13 protein-coding genes and 1 tRNA gene are annotated in these 14,234 nt (G+C 71.6%); 7 read left to right on the top strand and 7 right to left on the bottom strand.

The genetic code is table 11. The features are described 5' to 3' along the window. Positions 1 to 331 precede the first annotated feature (331 nt). From AB0958_RS22355 to AB0958_RS22345, 3 genes are all read left to right on the top strand, one after another. Positions 332 to 2,440, top strand: coding sequence for a transglycosylase domain-containing protein (locus AB0958_RS22355; protein WP_366892234.1), 2,109 nt, complete (start codon positions 332 to 334; stop codon positions 2,438 to 2,440). 49 nt (positions 2,441 to 2,489) lie between these two features. Continuing rightward, positions 2,490 to 3,788 (top strand): hypothetical protein, encoded by a 1,299-nt coding sequence (locus AB0958_RS22350; RefSeq protein ID WP_366892206.1) that lies wholly within the window; start codon positions 2,490 to 2,492, stop codon positions 3,786 to 3,788. Between the two features lie 157 nt (positions 3,789 to 3,945). Beyond that, a complete protein-coding gene (locus AB0958_RS22345; protein WP_366892205.1) occupies positions 3,946 to 5,118 on the top strand; it encodes an amidase domain-containing protein in 1,173 nt (390 codons plus the stop codon). Here AB0958_RS22345 and AB0958_RS22340 read toward each other — a convergent pair. Together AB0958_RS22340 and AB0958_RS22335 are read right to left on the bottom strand one after the other, a co-directional pair. Next, positions 5,106 to 5,657 carry a DUF4383 domain-containing protein gene (locus tag AB0958_RS22340; RefSeq protein ID WP_132886561.1) on the bottom strand — a complete coding sequence of 184 codons (552 nt, stop codon included), beginning with the start codon at positions 5,655 to 5,657 and terminating at the stop codon, positions 5,106 to 5,108. The two genes, AB0958_RS22345 and AB0958_RS22340, sit on opposite strands and share 13 nt — an antisense overlap. A 153-nt stretch (positions 5,658 to 5,810) precedes the next feature. Beyond that, positions 5,811 to 7,223 carry a hypothetical protein gene (locus AB0958_RS22335; RefSeq protein ID WP_366892204.1) on the bottom strand — a complete coding sequence of 471 codons (1,413 nt, stop codon included), beginning with the start codon at positions 7,221 to 7,223 and terminating at the stop codon, positions 5,811 to 5,813. 196 nt (positions 7,224 to 7,419) lie between these two features. On the opposite strand from AB0958_RS22335, the gene AB0958_RS22330 reads away from it, so the two are divergent. Next, positions 7,420 to 7,491 (top strand) — tRNA-Val (locus AB0958_RS22330). Positions 7,492 to 7,539: 48 nt separating this feature from the next. Here AB0958_RS22330 and AB0958_RS22325 read toward each other — a convergent pair. The 3 genes from AB0958_RS22325 to AB0958_RS22315 all read right to left on the bottom strand — a co-directional run bounded on the left by AB0958_RS22325 (position 7,540) and on the right by AB0958_RS22315 (position 10,649). Beyond that, the gene (locus AB0958_RS22325; RefSeq protein WP_366892203.1) at positions 7,540 to 7,869 is read right to left on the bottom strand and encodes a hypothetical protein; all 330 of its coding nucleotides are present in this window, start codon (positions 7,867 to 7,869) and stop codon (positions 7,540 to 7,542) included. Positions 7,870 to 7,920: 51 nt separating this feature from the next. Beyond that, positions 7,921 to 8,571 (bottom strand): hypothetical protein, encoded by a 651-nt coding sequence (locus AB0958_RS22320; protein ID WP_366892202.1) that lies wholly within the window; start codon positions 8,569 to 8,571, stop codon positions 7,921 to 7,923. Positions 8,572 to 8,711: 140 nt separating this feature from the next. Continuing rightward, on the bottom strand, positions 8,712 to 10,649 hold the full coding sequence (locus AB0958_RS22315) for an SMI1/KNR4 family protein (RefSeq protein ID WP_366892201.1): 1,938 nt from the start codon (positions 10,647 to 10,649) through the stop codon (positions 8,712 to 8,714). Positions 10,650 to 10,782: 133 nt separating this feature from the next. Between AB0958_RS22315 and AB0958_RS22310 the strand changes: the two genes are divergently transcribed. Both AB0958_RS22310 and AB0958_RS22305 read left to right on the top strand, forming a co-directional pair. After that, positions 10,783 to 11,346, top strand: a complete 564-nt coding sequence (locus AB0958_RS22310; RefSeq protein ID WP_366892200.1) for a hypothetical protein — start codon at positions 10,783 to 10,785, stop codon at positions 11,344 to 11,346. A 295-nt stretch (positions 11,347 to 11,641) separates the two neighbouring features. Further along, complete coding sequence (locus AB0958_RS22305; protein ID WP_366892233.1) at positions 11,642 to 12,103, top strand: GNAT family N-acetyltransferase; 462 nt, start codon at positions 11,642 to 11,644, stop codon at positions 12,101 to 12,103. Positions 12,104 to 12,185: 82 nt separating this feature from the next. Here AB0958_RS22305 and AB0958_RS22300 read toward each other — a convergent pair whose 3' ends face one another. Continuing rightward, positions 12,186 to 13,154 carry a 2-dehydropantoate 2-reductase gene (locus AB0958_RS22300; RefSeq protein ID WP_366892199.1) on the bottom strand — a complete coding sequence of 323 codons (969 nt, stop codon included), beginning with the start codon at positions 13,152 to 13,154 and terminating at the stop codon, positions 12,186 to 12,188. Positions 13,155 to 13,244: 90 nt separating this feature from the next. On the opposite strand from AB0958_RS22300, the gene AB0958_RS22295 reads away from it, so the two are divergent. Then, positions 13,245 to 13,469, top strand: a complete 225-nt coding sequence (locus AB0958_RS22295; protein WP_366892198.1) for a DUF2277 domain-containing protein — start codon at positions 13,245 to 13,247, stop codon at positions 13,467 to 13,469. Positions 13,470 to 13,548: 79 nt separating this feature from the next. Here AB0958_RS22295 and AB0958_RS22290 read toward each other — a convergent pair whose 3' ends face one another. Continuing rightward, the gene (locus AB0958_RS22290) at positions 13,549 to 14,166 is read right to left on the bottom strand and encodes a VTT domain-containing protein (RefSeq protein ID WP_366892197.1); all 618 of its coding nucleotides are present in this window, start codon (positions 14,164 to 14,166) and stop codon (positions 13,549 to 13,551) included. Positions 14,167 to 14,234 lie beyond the last annotated feature (68 nt).

Below are 14,234 nucleotides of genomic sequence, written 5' to 3'. Positions count from 1 at the left end.
GGAGAAGGGCCATGACCAGGCCAAGTCCCGGGGGAAGAAGCCGTTCGAGCCGGACGCGACCTTGCATCTGAAGGTCGACGCGCTGCGTGCGGAGCATGCTCTGTGGCAGAAGGGCGACGACGCTCAGCGTGCTCAGGAGGTCGCACGGCAGAAGGCGGAGGCTCTGTGGAACGAGCTGCACGCCCTGCGGGCCGAGGGCGGCGACGCCGCGAAGGCCCAGGCGAAGGCCGAGGGCGGCGACGGCGCGGGCGCCCGGCGCAAGAAGCCGGATGTGCCGGTCCATGACCAGACCCTGCACCTGAAGGTGTCGGCCCTGCGGGCGGACGCCACGATGCAGATCCGGGTGCCCGAACAACCCCGGTCGCAGCCGGAGTCGGCGGCCTCGGTGAGCCGTGCCGAGCGGCGCCGCAGCGCCCGCCTGTCGCCGTGGGAGCGGGTGCTGGCGGCGTCGGCGGCCCTGTGGGCCCTGGTGGGGCCCAGGCTCGCCCCCCTGGCGCCCTACGCGCGCCGGCTGCGGCCGATGTACCCGCGGCCGGGCCGGTCCGGCTGGCGGCGCTGGATGCCCTCCTGGCGGCAGTGGCTCGGCGCCTGGCTGGGCGGCATCGGGCTGACCGGGATGTTCCTCGTCGTCGCCTACGCGACCACGGACATACCGTCCAACCTCAACAGCTACGCCACCCAGCAGGACAACGTGTACTTCTGGTCCGACGGCACGCCGATGGCCCGGACCGGCTGGGTGCAGCGGCAGGACATGCCGCTCAAGGACATACCCGTGGACGTGCGGTGGGCGGTGCTCGCGGCGGAGAACGAGAGTTTCTACTCGGATCCCGGTATTTCCGTCAAAGGCATAACTCGCGCCCTGTGGCGGACAGTTGGCGAAGGAGACACCGAAGGTGGCTCCACCATTACCCAGCAATATGTGAAGAACGTCTATCTCTCGCAGAATCAGACGGTCAGCCGTAAATTCACCGAAGCCATGATCTCCCTCAAGCTCGACAACAAGATGAGCAAGGACCAGATCCTGGAGGGCTACCTCAACACCAGCTGGTTCGGCCGCGGCACGTACGGCATCCAGCGCGCCGCCCAGGCCTACTACGGCAAGGACGTCAGCAAGCTGAACGCGAGCGAGGCCGCCATGCTCGCCTCACTGCTCAAGGGCGCCGGGCTCTACGACCCGACGCTCGGCAAGGCCAACCACAAGCGCGCGGTGGAGCGCTGGTCCTGGATCCTGGACCGGATGGTCAAGATCGGCAAGCTGTCACCGGCCGAGCGGGCCAGGTACACGACGTTCCCCGAGCCGATCGCGACCAACAAGGTGTACGACACCGGCAGCCAGAGCGACTACCTGGTGGAACTGGCCCAGCAGTACGCCAAGAAGTCCGCCCACATCTCGGCCAAGGACTTCGACCTCGGCGGATACCAGATCTACACCACCTTCGACCGGAAGAAGGAGGCCACCCTCACCAAGGCCGTGACCAAGGCCCGCAAGGCCGCCAAGGACCGCGACCCGAAGCTCGCCGCGGCCGCCCACTACGGCGCCGCCTCGGTCACCACCGACGGGCGGATCCTCGCCGTCTACGGCGGCCCCGACCACCGTAAACAGGGCTACAACGAGTCCAACGCCGCCACCGTCCCGGCCGGCACCTCCTTCCTGCCCTTCGTCTACGCCGCCGGCCTCCAGAACGGCATCCACAAGGAACGCGGCGCCGCCGTCACCGACGTCCTGCCCGGGACGCTCTACGACGGCGACGACAAGGTCCCCGTCACCACGCTCGACGGGCCGTACTGGGACCGCAGCGGCAAGAAGGTCTTCGCGAAGAACGACGACGGCAAGTCCTACGGGCAGATCAGCCTGGACAAGGCCCTCGCCCAGTCCGTGAACACCCCGTTCATGCAACTCGGCATGGACACCGGACTCGACAAGGTGCGCTCCACCGCGATCGCCTCAGGACTGCTCTCCGACACCATCGGGGCGCAGGTACCGGCCCTCTCCATGGGCAACTCCACCCCCAGCGCGATCCGCATGGCGAGCGGATACGCCACGTTCGCGGCCGGCGGCGAGCACACCGAGCCGTACTCCGTCGCCAAGATCACCCGCAACGGCCGCCGGGTCGCCCTGGACACCCCCCGGCCCACCCGCGCGGTCCGCGACGACGTCGCCGAGGACGTCCAGCAGGCCCTCACCGAGTCCTTCCGCCTGGCCCACCCGACGACCGCGCTCACCACCCGGGCCGCGGGCAAGGCGGGCACCACCGACGCCACCGGCAAGGACATCGCCTCCTGGTACACGGGCACTTCCTCGAACGTGACGACATCGGTCGTCGTATACCGCATCGACCTGAACAAATCCCTGGAGCCGCTCCCGCTCCAGGGACTGGCCGGAACAGGCACCGACAACGTCCCGTACACGGTCTGGGCGCAGGCGATGGGCCTTGAATGACCACCGAAGCCCCGAGCCGCCCCCACCACCCGCGCAGAATGAGCCCCGCATGAAGCCCCGTACGAAACCGACAACCGGCGGCCACCGCCGCAAGGCACCCGCCCGTGACCGCCGTCCCGCCCGCCCGGAGTTCATCACGCTGGCCGCCTTCCTGGTCGTCGCCTCCCTCGTCGCCGGCTATCTGGTGCTCACCAGACAGGACGACACCACCCCCACCGCCGCAGGCACCCGCAAGGCCAGCCCGACGGCCTCCCCTTCGCCGAAGTGGGACGGCAAGACCCACGTCCTCGGCGACGGCTCCACGTCGTACACCGGGCCGCAGAAGGACCAGTTGAAGCCCGAGAAGCTCAAGCCGGGTGAGAAACCGCCCCAGTTCGTCGTCTTCTCCTGGGACGGCGCCCTGCAGGGCGACGACCATCTCTTCTCGCACTACCGGGAGATGGCCAAGGAGTACAACGCCCACATGACCTTCTTCCTCACCGGCATCTACCTGCTGCCCAAGAGCAAGAAGGACCTCTACACCGGCCCCATGCACAAGCCCGGCGACGCCGCGATCGACTACGCCACCGACGCCCACATACGCACCACGCTGCAACAGCTGCGCGAGGCCTACGAAGAGGGCAACGAGATAGGCACCCACTTCAACGGCCACTTCTGCGAGGCCAAGGGCGGCGGCGACTGGAGCGTCGCCCAGTGGAAGAGCGAGATCGACCAGTTCTACGACTTCGTGGAGAACTGGAAGACCAACACCGGCTTCAAGGACATCCCCGCCCTGCCCTTCGACTTCAAGCAGGAGGTCGTCGGCGGCCGCGCCCCCTGCCTGGAGGGCCAGCCCAACCTGCTCAAGGCCCTCCAGAAGTACGGCTACAACTGGAAGTACGACGCCAGCTCTCCGGGCGACTTCCAGATATGGCCGTCGAAGAAGGACGGCCTGTGGAACTTCCCCCTGGAGATGCTCCCCTACCCGGGCGGCGACTACCAGGGCCTGTCCATGGACTTCAACTTCCTCTACAACCAGTCCAACGGCGAGACCGACGGCGACCCGGCCAAGTACGCCCAGTGGCAGCAGCAGACCGTCGAGTCCTACATGGACGGCTTCAACCGCGTCTACTACGGCAGCCGCGCCCCGCTGTTCATCGGCAACCACTTCGAGAACTGGAACGGCGGCATCTACATGAAGGCCATCGACCAGGTCGTCCCGAAGATATGCACCAAGAAGGGCGTCAAGTGCGTCTCCTTCAAGGAACTCGCCGACTGGATGGACGCACAGGACCCCCAGACCCTGGCCCGGCTGCGCACCCTCGACCCGGCCCAGGCACCCGCGGACTGGTCCACCATCGTGAAGTGAACGCCGAAGCGAGCGCCGCGCACCGGTCCCCGTGGCCGGTTCAAGTCGGCGCGGCGGCAGGCGCATTCCAATCCTGCAACCCCCTTCACAGAAGTCACATACGCCGTGCGAAGATGCCGTCGCCCGGTAGGTGTACCGGCGTAGAGGGGAAACACCATTGAAATCCAGAAAACTGAGCCGTAGGCGGAGCCGCGCGGCCATAGTCACGGCGGCGGCCGCGTCGGTCGTCGCCGGCGTCGCCCTCGTGCCCAACTGGAGCGCGGGCGCGGCCGTCATCGACGACCCCACCGTGAACGCCGCGACCAAGGCGACGTTCCAGAAGCTGGCCGACGCGGTCTTCACCGACCGCACGCAGGCGCTCGTGCACGGGGCCGCCCAGAAGCAGACCACCTCCCGCTTCTCCGGCGACGTCCGCCTCTCCGGCAGCCAGACGCGCGACGAGAACAAGGCGCTGAGCCAGCTGCGCGGCCGCCAGAGCAGCATCGCCAAGCTCGGCGAGACGTACAGCGCCGGCAGCACCCAGGTCACGCTCGACGCGACCCGGGTCACCGGCCGCACCGCCAAGGCCGACGTCACCGAGACCACGACGCTCACCTACGCGAAGGCCGCCAAGGGCCAGCCGAAGAACACCGGCTTCCAGGCCCACCACGAGCTGACCTTCAAGGCGGACCGGCAGGGCGTCTGGCAGCTCACCAGGATCCAGGACACCGACGACGGCGGCCTCGCCGTCAACACGCTGTCCAAGCCCTCGGTCAAGGCCCCCGACACCGCCAACGACGGCAACACCACCCCGGACGCCCCGCGCGCGGCCACCACGCGCAACCCGGTGGCCGTGCCCAAGACGCTGACCGGCGGCACGTACGACTACAAGGCGATGGCCGCCTACGCCGAGAAGTACTGGAACAACTACAACCCGGACTACCCGGACTTCAACAACCACACCGCCGGCGGCGACTGCACCAACTTCGTCAGCCAGTCCCTCAAGGCCGGTGGCTGGAAGCACGTCCCGGGCTACGTGTACGACTACACGAAGTGGTTCGGCAACGCCGACATCCAGTCGGACTCGTTCGTCGGCGTCAACGAGTGGTCCTGGTTCGCCCAGAACTCCAAGCGCACCACCCCGCTCGCCAACGTCTACCAGGCCGAGGTCGGCGACGTCATCCAGATGGACTTCGACCGCGACGGCTCGAAGGACCACACGATGATCGTGACGTACAAGGCCAACGGCATCCCGTACGTCACCTACCACTCGAACAACACCTACCGCAGGTCGCTGGCGAGCCTCATCGCGTCCTACCCGAACGCGTACTACTACGCCTACCGCACCTGATCGTCGGCCGCCCCGGCCGCCGGTGCCGCCCGCTGCTCCGCCTCGGGGTGGCGGGCCCGCCAGTACGGATTGTCGTGCGGCAGGTTCGTACTGACCCTGCCGTACATCCCGAACACCATCAGCACCAGCCCCACCACGAAGCTGAACAGCACGTTCTGGATTCTGAAGGCCAGGAAGTCCGAGTCCGTGCCGAGCAGGCCCAGGAACAGGAAGCCGTTCAGGATGAACAGCACCCCGAGGACCAGGTTCAGCGTCGACGCGAAGTTCCCGCCGATCACCATCCCCACGAACAGCAGCAGCCCGACACAGATCGACAGCACGCTCAGCGCGCCGTTCGTGTTCAGGCCGATCGCGGTGTTCCCGCCCGTGTCGAAGAAGCCGATGTTGTCGGTCAGACCGAGGATGCCGAAGGCCAGCAGGAACAGGCCCATCAGACCGGCACCGATCCGGTAGACCCTGTTCAGGCGGTGGTCGACGGGCAGTGCCTCGTCGAACGTGATCCGCCGCCGCGTCCCCGAGCGCGCCGTGTGTGAGGCCATCTCCGCCTCCTGCTCTGGATTACGGGTCGCTCCCCCCAATATCCGCCCCCCGGCGCCCCCCGGCAAACGCCCCCGGCGCCCCCCGGCGCCCCCCGGCAAACCGCCCCCCGCCGGGAGCCGCCGGGCGCCACGCGGTCAGTGGGCGCCACGCGGTCAGTGGGCGGCGGTTCCGCGGTCCTCACGGATCTGGGCGACCACCCGAGCGACGGACTGCCGTACCGCCTCCGTCTCCATGAGGAAGCGCCAGTAGTCCGGGTGCCGCCCCTCCAGCGCCCCGGCCGCCCGCTCGAGACGCGCCACCGCGTCGTCCAGCGGCCGCGCGTGCCGCGGGTCGGGACTGGTCCGCCCGGCCATCGCCAGCCGCTGCGCGTCCCGGATCGCGAACCGGGTCCGCTCGGTCTCCGCCTGCGGATCCTTCTGCACGGCGTTCAGCCGGGACAACCGGTCACCGGCGGCGGAAACGGCCTCGTCCGTACCGTTGAGCAGCGCCCGCACGGTGGACAGCAGCGAGGTCGCGTCCGCCCACCGCTGCGCGTCCCGCGCCGCCTGCGCCTCCCGCAGCTTCACCTCGGCCTGCCGGACGTTCGCCGCGGCCTGCTCGGGCACCTGCTGAAGATCCTGCCAGCAGGCCGCCGAGAACCGCCGCCGCAGCTCGCTCAGGACCGGGTCCACCTGCCCGGCCCGGGTGGTCAGCGCCTGCGCACGCGTCCGCAGGCTCACCAGCCGGTGGTCGATCTCGGCCGCCTGCTCGGGCAGCCGCTCCGCCGCCGCCCGGATGGCCTCGGCCTCCCGCTGCACCCGCCCGGCCCGCTCCAGCGTCGCCTGCGCCCCGTGCTGACCGGCGCCCTGGTTCAGCTTCGTCAGCTCGGGCGACAGCGCCGCCAGCCGCGAGGCCAGGTCATCGGCCCTGAACCGCGTCGCGCGCACCGCGTCGAGCGCGTTGCTGGCCGCCAGCAGCGCCTGCCGGGCCCGCTCCACGGCGGGTGCGAGCCGCGCCAGCTGCGTCTCGGCCTTGCCGAGCAGGGGCCCGAGCGACTCCCCGAACCGGTCCAGCTCCCGCTTGACGCCGACGAGCTCGTCCTTCGCCTTGGTGATCTCCGTGCGCGCCCGTGCCGCGACGGACGCCTCCAGATCGTCCCGGTCCAGGTCGTAGGCGTCGATGGCCTGGATGTACCGGTTGCTCACCTCGTCGATCCGCCGGCCCAGCGCCTCGAAGTCGGACCCGGCCCGGCGGGCGGCCGGCGAGTCGTCGACGGCCGAGATGGTCTCTATCGAGATCCGCAGGTCCCGCTGCGCGGTGTCCAGCTCGTAGAACGCAGCGGCGGCGGCGTCCTTGGCCGCCTGCGCCTCCACCCGCTGCCCCTCGGCCCGCCCCCCGAACCAGCGCCGGGTCCCGCCGCCCGCGAAGGCGCCCGGTACCACGAGCAGGGCCAGCAGCGGCAGACTCACGAGAGCGAGCGAGTCCCGCACCGCCCGGGACCGCGCGGACGCACCGAAGCCCCGGCGCAGCCGGGAGCGCGGGGGAGGCGAGTACGACTGCCCGGGTGTCGCCGTTGTCGCCGTCACTTCCCTCTCCCGTGCCGCGGTACGCCCTGTGTTCGTGCGGTGCTGACATTGTCCCACCCGGAAAAGACGAACACACGGGCCGGTCAGTTCACGGTTCGGTGCCGGCGGTTCCGATACGGAAGGCCTTTGTCGCGAACCGCTCGGACACGGGTTTGCGGGACAGCGTCTCGGGCAATGTAGGCTGTCGACTCGTCCCGGGTGCGTAGCTCAGGGGTAGAGCGCCTGCCTTACAAGCAGGATGTCGGCGGTTCGAAACCGTCCGCGCCCACGTGAACGGGAGGACCCCGGCCGATACGGCCGGGGTCCTTCGTCGTTCTCAGTCCTTCTCGTGCGCGTGTTTGAGGCGGCTTCGGGCGACCATGCGGTCCGGGGCCGTCACCTCGGCCCAGAAGCGGTGGCCGCTGACGAACACCGCGAGTTCGTGTTCGCGTCGGCGCAGCTTTTCCACCTCGGCCTGTTCGTCCTCGGTCCAGCCGGGGGAGGCGGGGCGCTCCACCTTGCGCCAGCCGCCCTCGTCGCTGAATCCGTCCAGGGGCACGACCGACCAGGGGAGCCGCTTCAGCAGGGCCGAGAGCTCGGCCCGGACCTGATGCAGCTCCTCCTGACCGGCGAGGAGGTCACTCGGAAAGTCATAGGTCGCAGCCACGCGGCAATGGTACGCCTGTTCGATTTTAGGTGGCGAGTTCGTTCGTGGGGTTCATGTGTTCGAGGGGGCGGGCCGGGTGCCGCTGCGGTAGGCGCAGATGCCGAGCGCCAGCAGCCAGTAACTGAGGAACGCCCCCATCAGCGCGGTGGTGCCCCAGCCGTTGGCCGCGTAGAAGTGCGCGGGGGTGTTGCCGAAGAACAGGGACGGCACGAAGACCAGGTTGACGCCCGCCAGGGCGTAGGCGGACCGGCCGGTCCACGGCGGCAGCAGCCGGGTGCGCGAGACGGCGAAGCCCACCGCGGTCAGGAACAGCGCCAGCATCAGCCGGGAGATGGACCCGTACAGGATGTAGGTGCCGCTGACCGCGACCGTCGGGTCGATCGGGTGGTCGGCGGCGATGACGGCCCCCGCTTCCAGACCGCTGGAGACCAGCGTGATCGTCACGTAGACCAGTCCCGTGGCGAGGACGAGGGAGCCGGCCCACTCGTACGCCGGGCCCGCCCGCCGGATCAGTTCCCGCAAGGCGGTCACGGACACGAGGAGGAAGGCGAGGGCGACGATCCCGATCAGCAGCCTGCTCAGGACGTTCGCGTCCGGTGGCGGGCCCGAGTAGACGAAGTACAGGGGCACTTCGACGATGAAGGCGGCCGCGGCGGCGATGCACGAGACGCCGGTCAGGCGCCGCGCGAAGGTTTCGGTCATGGGAGTCCCCCGGTGGGTGGTGGGTGCTTCGCCGGCCCGTTCGCCGACGTTGAGCAGCGTGCCCTGCGCCGGGGGGCGCCGTCGCTGGTCCTGAACACCGGAAACGGGGTGGGCCCAGCACCACCGTTCGGCTCCGGGGGCTACGACCGCATCTCGTGCCCTGGACTCCCGGGCACGATCCGAACGGTCAGGTACACCTCGGCGGGCCCCGGGGGCCGGTTCCAGGGGCGGGTGAGGACGGTGTGCAGGCGGCTGTGGGTGAGGGCGAAGCGGGGCAGGCGGACGGCGAGGTGGTGGGCGAGGGCTTCGAGGGCGTGGCGTTCGGCCCGGCGGAGCCCGTCGTCCTGGGAGAGCGTGCCGGGTGGTGGGAGGAGGGATTCCGGGACCGGGCCGCGGGTGGTGGTCGTGGCGCCGTCGGTGGTCAGGGCGTAGCGCTCCTCGCCGTTCCGGGCGACGGAGAGGTGGAAGACGGCGGGGCGGTGCCCGGTGGCGGGCTGGCTCCATACGGTCACCGCGCGGGCGCCGGTGGCGGCGGAGGCGGCGAGGGCCGGGGAGGTGAAGCGCTGTTCGTCGAAGCGTCCGCGTGGGCGGGGCTCGAAGGCGAAGCTCCAGCCGGGGCCGGCCCGGCCCACGGCCATGCGGGCCAGGTCCGCCCAGGGCGCGGAGTCCGGGGCGTCGGCGGGCAGGCGCCATGCCTCCCGGCGGGTCGCCGGAGCGTCGAGGGCGGTGGTTCCGTCGGCGCCGATCAGGGCGGGCAACTCGGTCGGTGTGACCCCTTCCAGCAGGAGGAAGCGGTACGCGTCACGGGGGCGGCCGGGGTCGCCGTCGGCGGCCCAGGCGAGGCCCGGCGGGTCCAGGTCCGCGGCCGGCGGCGGGGTGTTCCCCGGCTGCCCGGCGCGGGGCGTGGCCAGGAGTTCCCGGCCGCGCTCCTGGGTGATCAGAGGACCGAGGAGCGGGTCGGCGCAGAGACCGATCGGAGCGAGGTGGTCGGCGCTGAGCGGGCGCCACTCGGGCAGCGCGGCGCGCAGGGTGTGCCAGGCGGCGTCGGTCTCGCCCCAGCGGGCCTGCTCGCGGGCCTCCTCGACGGCCCGGCCGAAGGGGCCCTCGGCGGTGTAGCGGTAGGTGCCCTCGCGGAGCTGCCGCAGGATCCCGTCCGCCGTCGCGCGCACCGCGTCGGACGCGCCGGGCAGGGAGTGCGGCGGGAGGCAGCCGTCCCGTCCCGTGCGCACGTGCTCCGCCAGCAGCACCGGCACGACCTCGGGGACGTACACGGGGTCGTCGGCCAGGCCGTGGAAGTACACCATGTACGTCTCCCCGAGCAGCCTGCGGATCTGGTCACGCAGGCCCGCCGCCCGCGGCCGGCCGTAGGAGACCGCCTCCGCGAGGGTCGCCGCGGCCTGTTCGTACCGTCCGGCGAGCGCGTCCAGCCGCGCCGTGTCGACGGCCGCGTCCTGGGCCCGGGTCGTGGCGTTGGCGAACACCGAGCCGGTCCGCTCCGCGCGGCTCACCTCGAGGTGGTGGAACTCCCGGTACATCGCGTCCATGAACGTACGGAAGGACCCGTACCGGGTGGGCTGGTCCGCGTGCCAGGGGGCCCAGGTGTGGACGGCCCACTCGCCCGCGTCGTCCACGTCCCCGGGGTCCAGCAGGACGTAGAGGGCGTCCGACTCGACGTCCAGTTGCAGGGCCCGTCCCCACATCCCGGCGAGGAGGTGGTCCTGGGGGGTGGAGTCGTCGTCCAGTTCGCCGGGGAAGTACTCGGAGAGGCCGGCCGAGTCCTCGTGCCACCGGACTCCGTCGGTGCCGGCGAGCAGCCAGACGAAGCCGCCCGCGTGCCGCCAGCCGTCGCTGACCGCGAGGAACGTCCGGTAGGACGGCGGCAGCCGGGTCCCGAGCCGCTCCTCCAGGGCGCGTATCCGTTCCTCCGGGGCGGCCGGGAAGCCGAGCCGGCGCGTACGCAACGGCTCCTCGTCCCGGGCCGCCGGCTCGCCCTGCGCCACTTCCGCGGCCCGCGCGTCCGCCCACTCCTGACTCCACCGCGTCAGCAGGGACCGCCAGTCCTCGCTCGTGTCCGTCATGCGGGCGATCCTGTCAGCCGCCACTGACAACACCCCGTCGGGTGGCGCGACTTCGGTGACGCGGCTCCCGTGATGAGACCCTGGTCGGCACGATCGCCTTCCCGCTCGGCGGGAGAACGGAGCAGGGGACAGGATGAGCGGGCAACGGCCGACGTTCGTGAAGGTGTGCGGACTCACCCGGGAGCAGCAGATCGACTGGGCCGTCGAGCTGGGGTACGACGCGATCGGGATCGTCGTGACCCCGAAGAGCAAGCGCTACTGCTCGCCCGAGCACGCCGTGCGGCTCGCCCGGTACGCCCGTGGCCGGATCCCCTCCTTCGCCGTGGCCCTGACGTACGCGGAGACGGCGGCCGTCGCCGAGCACTTCGACACCGTCCAGATCTACGAGACGGCCGACATCCCGAACCTCGCCCTGGCCTCCGGCACCCCGCCCGAGCGGCCGGAGGAGCTGGAGTACTTCTTCTACGACGCCAGCGCGGGCAGCGGTGTGTTCGCTGACATCCCCGCCTGGGTCGCGGAGCTGCCCGGCAGGGTCGTGATCGCGGGCGGCCTGGACGAGCACAACGTGGGCGGGGTCGTCGAGGACTTCGCCCCCTACGGGGTGGACGTCTCCAGCAGCGTCGAGACCGCGCCGGGCGTCAAGAGCCGCGAGAAGATGGCCGCCTTCCTGACCGCCGCCCGGACTCCGGTCCGGTAGCCCCGCCTCCGGCGGCTGCCAGGCCCTAGGGCGGTGCGAGGGTGCTGCCGTCGGCCGGTTGGGCGGTGCGTCCTGCCCGGGTGGCCACCCACATGTGCGTGGGCCGGTCGTGTGGTGTCGGCGACCGTCGGTTCGGCTCGCGCCGCCGGGGCCGATCCGCCCTGCCTGGTGAGCCGTTGGCCGCCCGGGTGGCCTGTGTTTTCCTTCCGGAGTGAACATCGAGAGCTTCGGACAACCTGACGAGAGGTCGAGCCTTCGCGTCCGGCGGCGGGCCGACGCCGATCTCGAGGACTGCGTGCGGGTCCTGGCGGAGGTGCACCGGCGCGACGGCTACCCGGTGAACTGGCCCGCGCGGCCGGGTGCGTGGCTGTCCCACGGACCTCTGCTGGGTTCCTGGGTCGCCGAGTTCGAAGGGCGACTGGTCGGGCATGTCGGTCTGTCGCGAGGTGGCGAGGGCGATCTGGCGCCGGTGCTGTGGAGCGAGCGGAACGCCACGGCGCCGGGCGAGGCCGCCGTGGTCGGCAGGCTGTTCGTCGCTCCGGGGGCCAGGGGGCACGGGATCGGTGCCCTGTTGATCGGCCGGGCGGTGGCGGAAGCGCGGCGGCATGGCCTGCATCCGGTGCTGGACGTCGTCGCGTCCGACACCGCCGCGGCAGCCCTGTACGAGCGGCTGGGGTGGGAGCTGTTGGCCACGGTCGAGCAGCGGTGGAGCCCGCGGCAGACGGTGTCGGTGCGCTGTTACGCGGCGCCCCCGTGACGTGGCCGCTCACAGCCCTTTCGACGGCCGCGACGAGGCGGTCGCCTCGTCGCGGCGCGGGAGGCCGAGGCCCCGCCGGGTGTCAGTGGGCCGCCTCGCGCAGTTCTCGTACGATGCGGGCCGTCACCGGCACGGGTACGCCGTGGCGGTCCGCCGCGCGGAGCAACGCCCCGCCGATCGCGTCCAGTTCGAGCGGGCGGCCGGCCTCCGCGTCGCGCTGCATCGACGACTTGGCGGTGACCGGGAAGGCGTCGTAGCGGGCCAGGGCCTGGGCCGGGTCGACGGGGGCGCCGCAGGCGCGGCTGACCGCGGCCGTCTCCGCGACGAGGGAGGCCAGTTCCTCGCGGTGCCGGGTGCGGGCCTCGCCGAGCGGGAGGCGGTGGCGGGTGGTGAGCAGGGCGAAGGGCGCCAGGAACGCCATCTTCGCCCAGAGGGCGGTGGTCTCGTCGTCCAGGACCCGGGTGGCCGGGCCGGCCGCGGTGAGGGCCTCGGCCAGGGTCGTCAGGCGGTCGCGGGGGACCTGGGTGCCGGTCAGGTCGATCTCCGCGAAAGGGCTGGTGTGTTCGATCAGGCCGGGGGCCCGGCGGGTGGACTCGACGCGGATCACGGAGGGCGCCACCTGGGCGGGGGAGTAGCGGGCGCGCAGCAGCCCGGGGTGTTCCACGCCGTTGAGGAAGGGCACGAGGAGGGCGTCGCCGAGGGCGGTGGGCGGGATCCGGGTCAGGGCGGCGTCCAGGGCGGTGGCCTTGACGGTGATCAGGCAGGCGTCGACCGGTTCGCGCAGGGCGGTGTCGGCGTCCACGGGGGCGGTGAAATCGCCGAACACGGTGCTGCGGACGCGCAGTCCGGTGGTGCGCAGGGCGTGGGCCGTGTCCTCGCCGGCCAGGCACAGGACGCGGTGGCCGGCGCGGGCGAGCAGGGCGGCCAGCAGTCCGCCGACACCGCCGGGCCCGAGGACGGCGACGGTGAGCCGGGGGCCGGGTGGCGTGTCAGGTGTGGACGGCGCGTCCGGCGTGCTCGACTCACCGGATGCGTCGGATGCGTTCGTCATGGGTTCGGTCCTCTCGTCGGTCGGCCCCGCAGCGGTGGCCGCCTCGGGGAGATCCTCGCAGGAGGGAGGGGGCTGCGGGAGACTGGGGACATGTGCCGGAGTATCAAGACCCTGCGTCCGCCCCAGCTGGCCGAGGAGGCCACGGAGGAGGAGATCCGCGCTGCCGCGTTGCAGTACGTACGGAAGGTGTCCGGGTTCCGGGCGCCGGCCGCGCACAACCGGGAGGCGTTCGAGCAGGCGGTGGACGCGGTGGCGGCGGCCACCGCCGAGCTGCTGGGGACACTGGAGGTACGGGGCCAGGCCGCCCGCGGCTGAGCGGGACGCAAGGGCCCTGTACAGAACGCCTAGTGCCGTGCCGGGCGTCGCGAGCCGGTGAACCTTTCCGGTCACAGCACTAGGTGACCGGGCCGCGTCTTCGCATCAGGTATCCCGCGCCCGCGCCCGCCCCGAACAGTGCCGCCACCGACACCGCCGTCGCCACCCAGGTCGCGCCCAGCCACTGGGCGCCCAGGTAGCCGAGGGCGACGCTGTAGACCGCCCAGCTCAGGCCAGCGAGGGCGGACCAGGGGAGGAAGTCGCGGACGCGGCGGTGGGCGGCGCCGGCGCCGAGGGAGACGAGCGAGCGGCCGGCCGGCGCGAACCGGGCCAGCACCACCAGCGCGCCACCACCCCGGGACAGGGCCTCACCGAGACGTTCCTGCGCGCTGCTCAGCCGCCGGGAGCGGGCGATCGCGCGGTCCAGGCGGGCCCCGCCGCGCCAGGCGAGCCGGTAGGCGACGAAGTCGCCGAGGACCGAGGCGACGGCCGCGCAGAAGGTCAGCGCCAGGATGTCGGGCACGGCGTGCGGGACCTGTCCGGCGGACGCTCCGGTGCCGGCCGCCGCCGCCGTGGCCGCGGTGATGACCAGCACCCCGCTCGGCAGTACCGGCAGGAACACATCAAGCAGCACGGAGAGGGCCACCATGGCGTATATCCATGGCCCGGCCTCCAGTGACCCCATGCTTTCCCACACGACGGTTCCCCCGCTTGATTGCCTGTTGCGCCCCCCGACGACAGCCATACAGCGTACGCGGGGCGGTG

The sequence above is a fragment of the Streptomyces sp. NPDC006655 genome (genome assembly GCF_040703965.1).
Lineage (GTDB): Bacteria > Actinomycetota > Actinomycetes > Streptomycetales > Streptomycetaceae > Streptomyces.
This window is presented reverse-complemented; position numbering and strand designations above follow the sequence as displayed.